The organism is Mycobacterium sp. NGS63, from assembly GCF_059812295.1.
The window spans coordinates 677,637-692,329 of the sequence record NZ_JCALCJ010000001.1 but is presented as its reverse complement, the minus strand read 5'-3'; the positions used below and the strand labels follow the sequence as shown (position 1 = coordinate 692,329).

Genomic DNA, 14,693 nt, shown 5'->3' with positions numbered 1-14,693 from the left:
TCGCCATCACTCCCCTCGAGGCCCCGCCAGCAACGGGCGATCCCCTACGGTACGACGAAACATCCACGGGCACGGCAAATCAGTGCCACTGCAGCAGCACAAGTTCGGAACAGAATCCGGGGCCCATCGCGAGCATCAGCCCGGGGCTCTCGGGGGGCGGCGGTTTGGCGATCGTGTCCCGCAGCACGTGCAGGACCGACGCCGACGACAGGTTGCCGATCTCGCCGAGCGAGCGCCAGGTCAGCTCCAGCGCCTCCGGCGAGAGATCGAGGGCCGCGACGATCGCCTCGATGACCTTCGGGCCGCCGGGATGGCTGACCCAGCCGCCGATGTCGGTGAGGCTCAGGCCGTGCGCGGCCAGGAACGCCGTGACGTCGTCGAAGATGTATTGCTCGACGACGGCGGCCACGTCCTTGGACAGCACGAGCTCGAACCCCGCGGCGCCGACGTCGTAGCCCATGGTGCGCAGCGAATCGGGATACAGGTGGCTGCGCGAGTCCACGATGGTGGGCCCGCGCGCGCCGATCTTGTCGGCGCGGCGCTCGCCGGTGGCCACCACGGCCGCGGCGCCGTCGGCGAACAGCGCGCTGCCGACCATCCCGGCCAGCGTGGGCTTGTAGCCGGGGTAGGTCATCGAGCAGAGCTCGACCGAGACCAGGGCCGCGACACCGTCCTCGGCGCCGCGCAGGTAGTCGTGCAGGCGCGCGACGCCCGCCGCCCCGGCCACGCAGCCCAGGCCGAAGAGCGGCATGCGTCGCACGTCGTCGCGCAGCCCGAGCCGCCCGGCGATCCGGGCGTCCAGCGACGGCACGGCGATGCCGGTGACCGTCGTCGTGACCAGCACGTCGAGGTCGGCCGGCCGCAGGCCCGCCTCGTCGAGGGCACCCGAGAGCGCCTCGCAGCCGAGGTCGACGGCCTTGTCGATGAAAATCCGGTTCGCCCTGCCGAAGTCCTTGAGGGCGGGATAGCGCTCGAGCGGCTGGACGAGGTGGCGGCTGTTGACCTTGGCGCTGGCGTGCAGCTGCCGGATGATGTCCTCGTAGCCCTCGAAGTCGGGGATGCCGACGAAGAAGTCGGTCAGTTCGCGCTGGGAATAGCGGTATGGCGGCAAGGCACCGAATGCTCCGGCGATGACGCTCATTGGTCCCATCCCTTGGTGACGAGGCCTCGGGCCGAATGGTTCAACCCGCCTCCTAGGCTCGGAAGCATAGTCTGCCGGAAACGGCCAAACTCAGCTACCTAATCGGTCCTTGAAGTGCGCCGCGGCGGCCAGGACCTCATCGAGCTGCTCGGCGACCCGGCTCGGCGCGGTGCCGCCCCGCGCGTCGCGCGAGGAGACCGAGCCCTCGATCGTCAGCACCTCGCGCACCTGCGGCGTCAGCTCGGGGCTGATGGCGGCCAGCTCGTCGTCGGTGAGCTCGTCCAGGCCGACGCCGCGGTGTTCGGCGGCGCGCACCGCGGCCCCGGCCGCTTCGTGCGCCGACCGGAACGGGACGCCCTGCCGCACCAGCCATTCGGCGATGTCGGTGGCCAGGGTGTAGCCGGCCGGGGCCAGGGCCGCCATCCGCTCGACGTTGAACGTCAGGCTGGCCACCAGGCCCGCCATCGCCGGCAGCAGCAGCTCCAGCTGGGCCACCGCGTCGAACACCGGCTCCTTGTCTTCCTGCAGGTCGCGGTTGTAGGCCAGCGGCTGGGCCTTCAGCGTGGCCAGCAGCCCGGCCAGGTTCCCGATCAGCCGCCCGGCCTTGCCGCGGGCCAGCTCGGCGATGTCCGGGTTCTTCTTCTGCGGCATGATCGAGCTGCCGGTCGACCACGAATCGTGCAGGGTGACGTAGCCGAATTCGGTGGAGCTCCACAGGATGATGTCCTCGGCCAATCGGGACAGGTCGACGCCGATCATCGCGAAGACGAACGCGGCCTCGGCGGCGAAGTCGCGGGCCGCGGTGGCGTCGACGGAGTTGTCGGCGGCGGCGCGAAAGCCCAGCTCCGCGGCGATGGCGTCCGGGTCCAGGCCCAGCGACGAGCCGGCCAGCGCCCCCGACCCGTACGGGGACACCGCCGCGCGCTCGTCGAAGTCGACGATGCGGTCGACGTCGCGCAGCAGCGGGTGGGCGTGCGCGAGCAGGTGCTGGGCCAGCAGGATCGGCTGCGCGGACTGCAGATGGGTCTTGCCGGGCATGATGGCCGCCGGGTGCGCGCCGGCCTGGGCGGCCAGCGCCTCGACGACGCCCAGCGCGCCGTCGGCGACCCGGCGCACGGCGTCGCGCAGCCACATCCGGAACAGGGTGGCCACCTGGTCGTTGCGCGACCGCCCGGCCCGCAGGCGGCCGCCCAGGTCGGCGCCGACCCGGTCGATCAGCCCGCGCTCCAGGGCGGCGTGCACGTCCTCGTCGGTGACCAGGGGTGTGAAGCTGCCGTCGGCGACGTCGGCGGCGAGGCTGTCCAACCCGGCCAGCAGGCCGTCGCGCTGCTCCTCGGTGAGCAGCCCCGCCCGGAACAGGATCACGGTGTGGGCCCGCGAGGCGACGATGTCGTAGGGCGCGAGCACCCAGTCGAAGTGGGTGGACTTGCTCAGCGCGGCCAGCGCGTCGGACGGGCCGTCGGCGAACCGTCCGCCCCACAGCGACCCCTCGCGCGTGCTCACTTGTCCCGCACCCCGGCACCTCCGGCGCGAGCGCCCGCGTTTGTACGCGCATTGCGGCGTGTCGCTGCACAAACACGGCCGCTCGCGGTCGGGTGGGTCATGTGGCCTGGTCCCGGCGGGCGGCGATCTTGGAGCTCAACCCGTGCACGTAGACGAAGCCCTTGGCGGCCGACTGGTCGAAGCTGTCGCCCTCGTCGTAGGTGGCCAGGTTGAAGTCGTAGAGCGACTCGGCGCTGCGCCGGCCGTTGACCGCGATGTGGCCGCCGTGCAACACCATCCGGATCTCGCCGGAGACGCGCTCCTGGGTCTTGGCGACGAAGGCCTCCAGCGCGGTCTTGAGCGGCGAGTACCACAGCCCGTCATAGACGAGCTCGGCCCAGCGCTGGTCGGTGTGGCGCTTGAACCGGGCCAGCTCCCGCTCCAGGGTGACGTGCTCGAGCTCGGTATGGGCGGTGATCAGCGCCATCGCCCCGGGCGCCTCGTAGATCTCGCGGCTCTTGATGCCCACCAGCCGGTCCTCGACGACGTCGAGGCGCCCGACCCCCTGCGCGCCGGCGCGGGTGTTGAGCTCCTCGATGGCGCCCAGCATCGAGACCGCCCGGCCGTCGATGGACACCGGCACGCCGCGCTCGAACCCGACGATCACCTCGTCGGGAGTGCTCCAATTCAGCGTGGGGTCTTCGGTGTAGGCGTAGATGTCCTTGGTGGGGGCGTTCCAGAGGTGTTCCAGGAAGCCGGTTTCCACCGCGCGGCCCCACACGTTCTGGTCGATGGAGAACGGCGAGCGTTTGGTGACGTTGATCGGGATGGCGTTTTCCTCGGCGAACGCGATCGCCTTCTCCCGCGTCCAGGCGTAGTCGCGCACGGGCGCCAGCACCTCGAGATCCGGTGCCAGCGAGGCGAATCCGACCTCGAAGCGAACCTGGTCGTTGCCCTTGCCGGTGCAGCCGTGCGCGACGGTGGACCCGCCGTGCTCGCGCGCGGCGACGACGAGGTGCTTGACGATCAGCGGCCGGCTGATCGCCGACACCAGCGGGTAGCGGTCCATGTACAGCGCGTTGTTCTGCACCGTCGGCAGGCAGTACTGTTCGGCGAACTCGTCGCGGGCATCGACGACGACGGCCTCCACGGCGCCGCAGTCCAGGGCCCGCTGGCGGATCACCTCCATGTCCTCGCCGCCCTGGCCGAGGTCGATGGCCACCGCGACGACCTCGCGGCCGGTCTCCTTGCCGATCCAGCTGATCGCCACCGAGGTGTCCAGACCGCCGGAATACGCCAGGATGACGCGTTCTGACATGAACCAATCTCCTTTATTTGAGGTGCTCGAGGGTGGTGGCCAACTCGGCGCCGGTCATCGGCTCGCGAGCGGCCACGAAGACGGTGTCGTCGCCGGCGATGGTGCCGACGACGTACGGTAGCGCCGCGCGGTCGATGGCACTCGCCAGGTAGTTTGCGCCGCCGGGCGGGGTGCGCAGCACCGCGAGGTTGGCGCTGGCGTCCGCGGACACCAGCAGCTCGCCCAGCAGCCGGGACAGCCGCGCGGTGCCGCCGGACACGCCCCGCACCGGGCTGCCGTCCTCGGGAACGATGTAGACGCCGACGCCGCCGTCGGCGCCGCGCAGCTTGACCGCGCCGAGTTCCTCGAGGTCGCGCGACAGGGTGGCCTGGGTGACCTCGATGCCCTCGTCGGCGAGCCGGGCCGCCAGTTCGCTTTGGCTGCTGATCGAGGCCGACGACAGGATCGCCACGATGCGGTCCTGCCGCCCGGCGCGGGTGGTTTCGGGGGTGGCCTTCGATCGGGTCATCGGGACCGCTCCCAAAGCCACACCAGCAGCGCCTTTTGGGCGTGCAGCCGGTTTTCGGCCTCGTCCCACACCGCGCTGGCCGGACCGTCCATCACCTCGTCGGTGATCTCGTCGCCGCGGTGGGCCGGAAGGCAGTGCAGCACAACGGCTTCCGGGTCAGCCAGCCCGAGGAGCCGCGCGTTGACCTGGAACGGCCGAAACGGCCCCACCCGGTCCAGCCCGTCGTCCTCCTGCCCCATCGACGTCCACGTGTCGGTGACCAGCACGTCGGCGCCCTTGGCGGCGGCGTCGGCGTCGGCGGTCAGGGCGACCGAGGCGCCGGTGTCCTCGGCGCGCCGCCGCGCCGCGGCCACCACGGCCGGGTCGGGCGCGAAGCCCTCGGGCGCCGCGACGGTGACGTGCATGCCGGCGGTGACCCCGCCCAGCAGCAGCGAATGCGCCATGTTGTTGGCGCCGTCGCCGAAGTAGCTCAGGCGCAGGCCTTTCAGCGACCCCTTGCGTTCGGCGACGGTCTGCAGGTCGGCCAGCACCTGACAAGGGTGGAACGCATCGGACAGGGCGTTGACCACCGGCACGGTCGCCGTCGCGGCCATCGCGTCGAGCCGGTCCTGCCCGAACGTGCGCCACACGATGGCGTCGACGTAGCGGGACAACACTTGTGCGGTGTCCTGGAGCGTCTCGTCGCGGCCCAGCTGGGTGCTGCGGCCGTCGACGACGACGGCGTGCCCGCCGAGCTGGGCGATGCCCACCTCGAACGAGAACCGGGTGCGCGTGGAGTTCTTGTCGAAGATGACCGCGACCCCGCGCGGCCCGTCTAGGGGGCGACGGCCGAACGGGTCCTTCTTGAGTTCGGCTGCCAGCGCGAGGATTTCGGCCTGCTCGGCCGGGGAGACGTCGTCGTCGCGCAGGAAGTGCCTAACCATGTGCGGCCCCGTCCAGGATGGCCGGCAGGGCGGCGACGAAGCCGTCGAGCTGGGCCTCGGTGACGATCAGCGGCGGCGCGAGCCGGATGACGCCGGGCGCGGCGGCGTTGATCAAAAATCCGGCGTCGCGCGCGGCGGCCTCGGCCTCCTTGGCGCGCGGCGCGGTCAGCACCACGCCCTGCAGCAGCCCCTTGCCGCGCACATGGTCCACCAGCGGATGGTGCAGTTCCTCGATGCCGTGGCTCAGCGTCTTGCCCAGCATCGCCGCGCGGGCGATCAGATCGCCGTCGGCGAGCGCCTTGAGCACCCCGCGCGCGGCCGCGGTGCAGACCGGGTTGCCGCCAAAGGTGCTGCCGTGCAGTCCCGGAGTCAGCAGCTCACCGGCCGCACCGACGGCCAGGCAGGCACCGATCGGCAACCCGCCGCCCAGGCCCTTGGCCAGCGTCACCACATCGGGGGTGATGCCGTCGTGCTGGTGAGCGTAGAACGCGCCGGTGCGCCCGACGCCGGTCTGCACCTCGTCGAGCACCAGCAGCGCCCCGTGCCGGGCGGTGATCTCCCGGGCGGAGGCCAGGTAGCCCTCGGGCGGCACCACGACGCCGCCCTCCCCCATGATCGGTTCCAGGAACACGGCCGCCGTGGTCGAATCGACCGCCTCGGCAAGGGCTTTCGCGTCCCCGTAGGGGACATGAGTGACGTTGCCCGGCAGCGGCTCGAACGGCGCCTGCTTGGCGGGCTGACCCGTCAGCGCCAGCGATCCCATCGTCCGGCCGTGGAACGCCCCTTGGGCGGCAACGACCTTCGTCTTTCCGGTCAGCCGGGTGATCTTGAAGGCCACCTCGATGGCCTCGGTTCCCGAGTTGCAGAAAAAGACCCGCGCGGGCGCGCCGAGATGCTCGACCAGCGCCTCGGCGAGCGCGATACCCGGCTCCGTCGCATACAGATTCGACGTATGGCCCAGCGTGTTGAGCTGGGTGGTGACCGCCTCGATCACCGCCGGGTGCCGGTGGCCGAGGACATTGACCGCGATGCCGCCCAGCAGGTCCACATAGTTCTTGCCGTCGGGGTCGGTGACCACGGCCCCGTCGCCGCTGACCAGCGACAGCGGTGGCGTGCCGTAGTTGTTCATCATCACGGCTTCCCAACGCTTTTGCAGGGTCATGCCGAGACCACCTTGGTGCCCGTGCCCGCATCGGTGAAAAGCTCGACCAGCACGCAGTGTTCGACCCGGCCGTCGATGACGTGCGCGCTGGGCACGCCGCCGGTGACCGCGCGCAGGCACGCTTCGACCTTGGGGATCATGCCCGCCTCGAGCGTGGGCAGCAGCCGTGCCAGCGAGGCGGTGTCGATCTCGCTGACCAGCGAGTTGCGTTCCGGCCAGCTGGTGTAGAGGCCTTCGACATCGGTGAGCATCAACAGTTTTTCGGCTCCCAGGGCTTCGGCCAGCGCCGCCGCGGCGGTGTCGGCGTTGATGTTGTGCACCACGCCCTCGGCGTCGGGCGCGAGCGTCGACACCACCGGAATGCGCCGCGCGGCAATCAGATCCAGCACGGCGGCGGTGTTGACCAGCTCGACGTCGCCGACCAGGCCGATGTCGGTGGCCACGCCGTCGACGGTGACGCTGCGCCGCACGGCGGTGAACAGCTGCGCGTCCTCGCCGGTGATGCCGACGGCATACGGTCCGTGCGCGTTGATCAGGTTGACCAGCTCGCGGCCCACCTGCCCGAACAACACCATCCGCGCCACGTCGAGCACTTCGGGTGTGGTGACGCGGAATCCGCCCTTGAAGTCGCCCGCGATGCCGAGCCGGCGCAGCATGGCGCTGATCTGCGGTCCGCCGCCGTGCACGACGACGGGATGGATGCCGCAGTTGCGCAGAAACGCCATGTCGGCGGCGAAGGCGTGCCGCAGCGTGTCGTCGTTCATGGCGTTGCCGCCGTATTTGACGACGACGATCTTGCCGTGCAGCTGCTTGAGCCAGGGCAGGGCCTCGGCCAGCACCTGGGCCTTGACCCCGGTGGGCAGTTCTTCGGTGGTGGTCATGAGCTGTAGGCCGAGTTCTCTTCGACGTAGCCATGCGACAGGTCGGTGGTCCGGATGGTGGCGCGCCCGTCGCCGAGCTGCAGGTCGACGGTGATGTCGATGTCGGCTCCCGACAGGTCCACCTCGCGGGCGCCCGGCACCGGAACGCCGTCGGCGAAGACGGTGAAACCGTTGAACGACACCGTGATCCGGTCGACGTCCAGGGCGATGGGTGCCATGCCGACCGCGGCAAGCACCCGGCCCCAGTTGGGGTCCGAGCCGAACACCGCCGTCTTGACCAGGCTGTCGCGGGCGATCGTGCGCGCGGCGACCAGGGCGTCGTCGTCGGAGACCGCCCCGGTGACGGTGACGTCGACGCGCTTGGTGACGCCCTCGGCGTCGGCCTGCAGCTGCGCGCACAGGTCGTCGCAGACCCGCAGCACCGCGTCGTCGAGATCGTCCTGGGACGGGGTGATTTCGCTGGCCCCCGACGCCAGCAGCAGCACGGTGTCGTTGGTCGAACAGGCCCCGTCGATGTCGAGCCGGTCGAAGGTGCGAGCGGAGGCGCGGCGCAGCGCTTGGTCGAGGGCCCCCGCGTCGACGGCGGCGTCGGTGGTGAGCACGCACAGCATGGTGGCCAGCGACGGCGCCAGCATGCCCGCCCCCTTGGCCATCGCGCCGAGCGTCCAGTTGTCCGGGTGGTGCAGCGCAACCTGTTTGGGCACGGTGTCGGTGGTCATGATGGCGTGCGCGGCGTCGTCGCCGCCGGTCAGCCCGCCGGCCATCTCGTGCACGATCTCGCGGACGCCCGCGAGCACCTTGTCCATCGGCAGCCGGTCGCCGATCAGCCCGGTGGAGCAGACCGCGACCTCGATGGCCCCGGTCTCGGTCCCCCAGTCCGACAGCGCGGCGGCGACCGCCTCGGCCGTGGCGTGGGTGTCCTGGAAGCCGCCGGGCCCGGTGCACGCGTTGGCGCCGCCGGAGTTGAGGATCACCGCGCGCAGCGCCCCGGTGGTCAGCACCTGCTGGCTCCACAGCACCGGCGCCGCCTTGACCTTGTTGCGGGTGAACACGCCGGCGGCCGCGCAGTCGGGTCCCTCGTTGACGACCAGCGCCAGGTCTGGGGCGCCCGACGCCTTGATCCCGGCGGCGATGCCGGCGGCCCGGAATCCGGCCGCTGCGGTGACGCCCTGCTCGCGCAGCAACCGCGCCGTCTGCGCGGTGCTCATGGCGCGACTCCGACGACCGAAAGCCCCTCGGCCTCAGGCCAACCCAGCGCCAGGTTCATCGACTGCACCGCGGCGCCGCCCGTCCCCTTGACCAGGTTGTCGATCGCGGCGATCGCCACGAACGTCTCGGCGGCCTCGTCCACCGCCACGGCGATGTGCGTCGCGTTGCTGCCGAGCACCGCCCCGGTGCGGGGCAGCTGCCCTTCGGGCAGCAGATAGACGAAAGGTTCGGCGTGGTAGGCCTTTTCGTAGGCGGCCCGCAGCTGGGATTGTGGCGCCCGGGTGCGCGCGGTACAGGTGGCCAGGATGCCGCGGGAGGTGGGGATCAGCACCGGGGTGAACGACACCGTGACGTCGCGGTCGGTGACGGCGCGCAGGCCCTGGGCGATCTCGGGGGTGTGCCGGTGTGCGCCCGCGATGCTGTAGGCCCGCGCCGACCCGATGACCTCCGCGCCCAGCAGGTCGGTCTTGGCCGCGCGGCCGGCCCCCGAGGTGCCGCTGACGGCGACCACCGTGACGGCAGCCTCGATGAGGCCCTCGGCCATCGCGGGCAGCAGCGCCAGCAACGCGGAGGTGGGATAGCAGCCCGGGACGGCGATGCGGCGGGCGCCGCGCAGCCGCTCGCGTGCGCCGGGCAGCTCGGGCAGGCCGTACGGCCAGCTGCCGGCGTGCGCCGTCCCGTAGAAGCGCTCCCAGGCCTCGGCGTCGGTGAGCCGGAAGTCGGCGCCGCAGTCGATGATCACGGTGTCGGGGCCGAGCCGTTCGGCCAGTGCGGCCGAGTGGCCGTGCGGCAGGGCCAGGAAGACGATGTCGTGACCGTCGAGCGTCGCTGGTTCGGTGGGCTCAACCACGCGCTGCGCCAACGGAATAAGGTGCGGATGGTGCTCACCCAAGGTGCTGCCGGCGCTCGCCGCGGCGGTCACGGCGCCGATCTCGAGCCGGCCGTCGGCGCTGGCGGGGTGCCCAAGCAGGAGCCGCAGGATCTCCCCGCCCGCGTAACCGGTGGCCCCGGCAACCGCCACCCTCAAAACGTCGGCCATTTCGACGATTCTGCATGGTTATGCAGAAGTTTGCAAATCCATTCCAAGGGCGGCGTGCGCCCAGGAGGTCGGACCGGTCAGGGTTCCGCTTCGGAAGAGCCCGGACCTTCCGGCGCCTCCTGGGCGCAACCGGGTCAGGCGGTGACGCCGATGCCCAGGCTGGCGTTGAGCGCGGCCTGCAACGAGAGCGCCAGGTCCCGCAGCGCGACGCTGAGCGACGTCACCAGGGAGCCACCGGTTTGTCCGAGCGCAGCGGTGGCGCCCGCGAAACCGCTCGCCAGCGACGCCCCCACCCCGATCAGGCCGGGGAAGCCCACGCCGACGGTGGCCGACAGGCCGCCGCTCAGTGCGGACCCGACCTGGGCCGCGGTGTTCTCCCAGATCGTCGCCAGCGCGTTGCCCGTGCCGGTCAGCCCGGACAGGCTGGCCGCCAGGCTGCCACCCAGCATCTCGCCGGCCTGAACCAGACCCCCAAGGCTGCCGCTCAAGCCGCCGAGCAGGGTGGCCCCGCTCTGGGCCAGGCCGTTCAAGGCCGCGCCGAGGCTGGCCCCGAGAGCGGCGTTGATCGACACGCTCAGGTTCGGCAGGGTCAGCGCGGGCAGGGAGGCCAGGAAGTTGGCCGCCAGCGTCTCGCCCGTCTGGATCGCTCCGTTGATGCCCGCGGCGAAGTTGGCCGCCAGCGTCTGGCCGGTCTGGACGAGGCCGGACAGGTTGGCGCCCAGAGTCAGGCCGCCGGACAACATCGCGTTGAGCGACGCGCCCAGGCCGTTCAGCGATGCGCTGATCGACCCGCTTAGCCCGTTGAGCGCCGCGGTGATGCTGCCACCGAGCGCGGGCAGGTTCGGCAAGGTGAACGCCGGCAGACCCTGGAAGGTGATCGGCGGCAGACCCGGCAACGCCAGCGTGCCATTCAGCAGCGCGTTAATGCCCGCGCTGATGTCCGCACCCAAAGCCGGCAAGTTCGGCAACGTGAACGCCGGCAGACCCGGGAACGTAATCGGCGGCAACCCCGGCAACGCCAACGTGCCATTCAGCAGCGCGTTAATGCCCGCGCTGATGTCCGCACCCAAAGCCGGCAAGTTCGGCAACGTGAACGCCGGCAGACCCGGGAACGTGAACGGCGGCAGGCCGGGCAGCGCCAAGCTACCCGACAGCAACGCGCTCAACGACGCACTGAGGTTGGCCCCCAACCCATTCAGCGACGCGCTGATCGACCCACCCAGCCCATTGAGCGCCGCGCTGAGGCTCGCACCCAGCCCCGGCAAGCTCGGGAACGTGAACGCCGGCAGACCCGGGAACGTGATCGGCGGCAACCCCGGCAACGCCAACGTGCCGTTCAGCAAGGCGTTAAGACCCGCGCTGATGTCCGCACCGATCGCCGGCAAGTTCGGGAAGGTGAACGCCGGCAGACCCGGGAAGGTGATCGGCGGCAGACCCGGCAACGCCAACGTGCCATTCAGCAACGCGTTGATCCCGGCGTTGATGTCGGCACCCAGCGCGGGCAGGTTCGGGAACGTAAACGGCGGCAGACCCGGGAACGTGATCGGCGGCAGACCCGGCAGCGCCAGCGTCCCACTCAGCAACGCGTTGAGACCCGCGCTGATGTCCGCACCCAGAGCCGGCAGGTTCGGCAGCGTGAACGGCGGCAGACCCGGGAAGGTGAACGGCGGCAGACCCGGCAGCGCCAAGCTACCCGACAGCAACGCGCTCAACGACGCACTGAGGTTGGCGCCCAACCCATTCAGCGACACGCTGATCGACCCGCCCAGCCCATTGAGCGCCGCGCTGAGGCTCGCACCCAGCCCCGGCAAGCTCGGGAACGTAAACGCCGGCAGACCCGGGAACGTGATCGGCGGCAACCCCGGCAACGCCAGCGTGCCATTCAGCAGCGCGTTAATGCCCGCGTTGATGTCCGCACCCAGAGCCGGCAGGTTCGGGAAGGTGAACGCCGGCAGACCCGGGAACGTGATCGGCGGCAACCCCGGCAACGCCAACGAGCCATTCAGCAGCGCGTTAATGCCCGCGCTGATGTCCGCACCCAGAGCCGGCAAGTTCGGCAGCGTGAACGCCGGCAGACCCGGGAACGTGATCGGCGGCAACCCCGGCAACGCCAACGTGCCATTCAGCAGCGCGTTAATGCCCGCGCTGATGTCCGCGCCCAGCGCCGGCAGGTTCGGCAGCGTGAACGGTGGCAGACCCGGGAACGTGATCGGCGGCAACCCCGGCAGCGCCAACGTGCCATTCAGCAAGGCGTTGATCCCCGCGCTGATGTCCGCACCCAGAGCCGGCAGGTTCGGCAAGGTCAGCGGCGGCAGCGCCGGGAAGGTGATCGGCGGCAGGCCGGGCAGCGCCAAGCTACCCGACAGCAACGCGCTCAACGACGCACTGAGGTTGGCGCCCAACCCATTCAGCGACGCGCTGATCGAGCCACCCAGCCCATTGAGCGCCGCGGTGAGGCTCGCGCCAATCACCGGCAGGTTCGGCAACGTCAGCGGCGGCAACGCCGGGAAGGTGATCGGCGGCAGACCCGGCAGCGCCAGCGTGCCATTCAGCAGCGCGTTAATGCCCGCGTTGATGTCCGCACCGATCGCCGGCAGGTTCGGGAACGTGAACGCCGGCAGACCCGGGAAGGTGATCGGCGGCAAGCCCGGCAGCGCCAGCGTGCCATTCAGCAGCGCGTTAATGCCCGCGTTGATGTCCGCACCGATCGCGGGCAAGTTGGGCAACGTCAGCGGCGGCAGCGCCGGGAAGGTGATCGGCGGCAAGCCCGGCAATGTCAGGCTGCCCGACAACAGGCCCCGGACGGCCGCGTTGATGTCCGCACCGATCGCCGGCAGGTTCGGGAAGGTGAGCGCCGGCAGACCCGGGAAGGTGATCGGCGGCAGACCCGGCAACGCGAGCGTCCCGCTCAGCAGCGCGTTGAGGCCCGCGCTGATGTCCGCACCCAGAGCCGGCAAGTTCGGCAGCGTGAACGGCGGCAGACCCGGGAACGTGATCGGCGGCAGACCCGGCAACGCCAACGTGCCATTCAGCAGCGCGTTAATGCCCGCGCTGATGTCCGCGCCCAGCGCCGGCAGGTTCGGCAGCGTGAACGGCGGCAGACCCGGGAAGGTGAACGGCGGCAGGCCGGGCAGCGCCAAGCTACCCGACAGCAACGCGCTCAACGACGCACTGAGGTTGGCGCCCAACCCATTCAGCGACACGCTGATCGACCCACCCAGCCCATTGAGCGCCGCGCTGAGGCTCGCACCCAGCCCGGGCAAGCTCGGGAACGTAAACGCCGGCAGACCCGGGAAGGTGATCGGCGGCAGACCCGGCAACGCCAACGTGCCATTCAGCAACGCGTTAATGCCCGCGTTGATGTCCGCACCCAACGCCGGCAGGCTCGGGAACGTAAACGCCGGCAGACCCGGGAACGCAATCGGCGGCAACCCCGGCAACGCCAACGTGCCATTCAGCAACGCGTTGATACCCGCGTTGATATCCGCACCCAACGCCGGCAGGCTCGGCAGCGTGAACGCGGGCAGACCCGGGAAGGTGAACGGCGGCAGACCCGGCAGCGTCACGGTGCCCGTCAGCAATGCGTTGAGGGCTCCGCCGATGTCCGCGCCCAGCGGGCCGAGCGACAGGGTGAGCTGAGGCAGGCCCGGGAACGTGAACGACGGCAGACCCGGAAGCGTGATCGGCGGCAGACCCGGCAACGCCAGGGTCCCACTAAGCAGCGCGTTGATACCGGCGCTGATGTCCGCACCCAGAGCCGGCAGGCTCGGGAACGTGAACGCCGGCAGACCCGGGAACGTGATCGGCGGCAGACCCGGCAACGCCAACGTCCCACTCAGCAACGCGTTGAGACCCGCGCTGATGTCCGCACCCAGAGCGGGCAGGTTCGGCAGCGTGAACGCCGGCAGACCCGGGAAGGTGAACGGCGGCAGGCCCGGCAACGCCAGCACCCCGTTCAGGGCCGCGTTCAGCGACCCACTGATGGAGGCGCCCAACCCATTTAGCGCCGCGGACAACTGCACACCCAGCGCACCGAGGTTCGGAATCGTGAAGGCGGGCAGACCCGGCAGCGCCGCCAAGAAGTTGCCCGCCAGGGTGGCCCCCGTCTGCAGCGCCCCGTTGAGGCTGGCCCCGATGTTTCCGGCCAAACCACCCAAATTGCCCAAGCTGGCGGAGAGGTTCGCCGCCAACCCGTTGAGGCTGCCGCTGAGGCTCGCCGACAATGCCGCGCCGAGATTGACGGCGAAGTTGGCATTCAGCAGTGCGTTGAGAGCGCCGTTGGCCTGGGCCAGCAGCTGAGCACCCATGGCGGAGAAGGTCGCTCCCGCGTTTTCCAAAGCGAGGCCGGCCTGGACGATGGCATTCCCGGTCTGGACCATCCCGTTGCCGATGCCGGACAAGATGAAACCGCCGGTCTGGAAGGCAATCCCGCCGAGCCCGGCGCCGAGGAGCGTCTCGAGGGTCCCGCCAAGGCTTGCGCCCAGACTGCTACTCAACCCGGCCGACAGGGAGCCGCCAAGCGCGGCGCCCAACCCGGAGATCGCGCCACCGAGATCGGCTGCGAGGTTTCCGCTGCCGGAAAGCAGCGCAGCGGCGTTGGAAATTTCAGCACCCGCATATGCGGCCGCGCCGCCGGTGAGCGTGCCGACGAATGCGTTGTGGAACGCGGCCACTTCCGCATTGAGTGCTTGGTACTCCCGGCCAAACGTTCCGAAGAGCGCCGCGATCGCGCCCGATACCTCGTCCGCGGCTGCGGGAGCAAGGCTGGTCGTCGGCGCAATTATCGCTTGCGTGACCTCGTCCAGCGCGGAGCGAATTCCTGCAAGATCTTGGGCTGCCACCTCAACGAGGTCAGGAACAGCGACCACAAAAGACATGTTCATCTCCCCACGCAAATGAACTACATATGCAAATGTCAGCCTGGATAATCTAGGCAAGCTGAGCGTAATGGCGTGCCACACAAGCACATTCGAAAATGCTGATTTTCAGCAAGGTTAGGCGCGTCTGCGTACCATTCCCGACGTTCGAGC

At 70.3% G+C, this 14,693-nt stretch carries 9 protein-coding genes and 1 pseudogene; all 10 read right to left on the bottom strand.

Features of this window, described 5'->3' with window-relative positions:
* Nucleotides 1-79: 79 nt before the first annotated feature.
* Nucleotides 80-1,141: a type III polyketide synthase gene (locus tag AC5Y4Z_RS03035; protein ID WP_499960783.1), complete on the bottom strand. Its 1,062-nt coding sequence runs from the start codon at nt 1,139-1,141 to the stop codon at nt 80-82.
* Between the two features lie 90 nt (nt 1,142-1,231).
* On the bottom strand, nt 1,232-2,644 hold the full coding sequence (gene argH / locus AC5Y4Z_RS03030) for an argininosuccinate lyase (protein WP_499960782.1): 1,413 nt from the start codon (nt 2,642-2,644) through the stop codon (nt 1,232-1,234).
* A 97-nt stretch (nt 2,645-2,741) separates the two neighbouring features.
* On the bottom strand, nt 2,742-3,941 hold the full coding sequence (locus AC5Y4Z_RS03025; protein WP_499960781.1) for an argininosuccinate synthase: 1,200 nt from the start codon (nt 3,939-3,941) through the stop codon (nt 2,742-2,744).
* Between the two features lie 13 nt (nt 3,942-3,954).
* The gene (locus AC5Y4Z_RS03020; protein WP_499960780.1) at nt 3,955-4,449 is read right to left on the bottom strand and encodes an arginine repressor; all 495 of its coding nucleotides are present in this window, start codon (nt 4,447-4,449) and stop codon (nt 3,955-3,957) included.
* Nucleotides 4,446-5,372, bottom strand: a complete 927-nt coding sequence (gene argF, locus AC5Y4Z_RS03015; RefSeq protein ID WP_499960778.1) for an ornithine carbamoyltransferase — start codon at nt 5,370-5,372, stop codon at nt 4,446-4,448. Before argF ends, AC5Y4Z_RS03020 begins: the two co-directional genes overlap by 4 nt.
* Nucleotides 5,365-6,534: an acetylornithine transaminase gene (locus AC5Y4Z_RS03010; RefSeq protein WP_499960777.1), complete on the bottom strand. Its 1,170-nt coding sequence runs from the start codon at nt 6,532-6,534 to the stop codon at nt 5,365-5,367. The genes argF and AC5Y4Z_RS03010 overlap by 8 nt, the downstream gene beginning before the upstream one ends.
* Nucleotides 6,531-7,415 carry an acetylglutamate kinase gene (gene argB / locus AC5Y4Z_RS03005; RefSeq protein ID WP_499960776.1) on the bottom strand — a complete coding sequence of 295 codons (885 nt, stop codon included), beginning with the start codon at nt 7,413-7,415 and terminating at the stop codon, nt 6,531-6,533. Before argB ends, AC5Y4Z_RS03010 begins: the two co-directional genes overlap by 4 nt.
* Nucleotides 7,412-8,623: a bifunctional glutamate N-acetyltransferase/amino-acid acetyltransferase ArgJ gene (gene argJ, locus AC5Y4Z_RS03000; RefSeq protein WP_499960775.1), complete on the bottom strand. Its 1,212-nt coding sequence runs from the start codon at nt 8,621-8,623 to the stop codon at nt 7,412-7,414. Before argJ ends, argB begins: the two co-directional genes overlap by 4 nt.
* A pseudogene (argC, locus tag AC5Y4Z_RS02995) lies at nt 8,620-9,679 on the bottom strand (N-acetyl-gamma-glutamyl-phosphate reductase). The gene argJ and the pseudogene argC overlap by 4 nt, the downstream one beginning before the upstream one ends.
* Nucleotides 9,680-9,797: 118 nt before the next feature.
* The gene (locus AC5Y4Z_RS02990; protein WP_499960774.1) at nt 9,798-14,540 is read right to left on the bottom strand and encodes a PE domain-containing protein; all 4,743 of its coding nucleotides are present in this window, start codon (nt 14,538-14,540) and stop codon (nt 9,798-9,800) included.
* Nucleotides 14,541-14,693 lie beyond the last annotated feature (153 nt).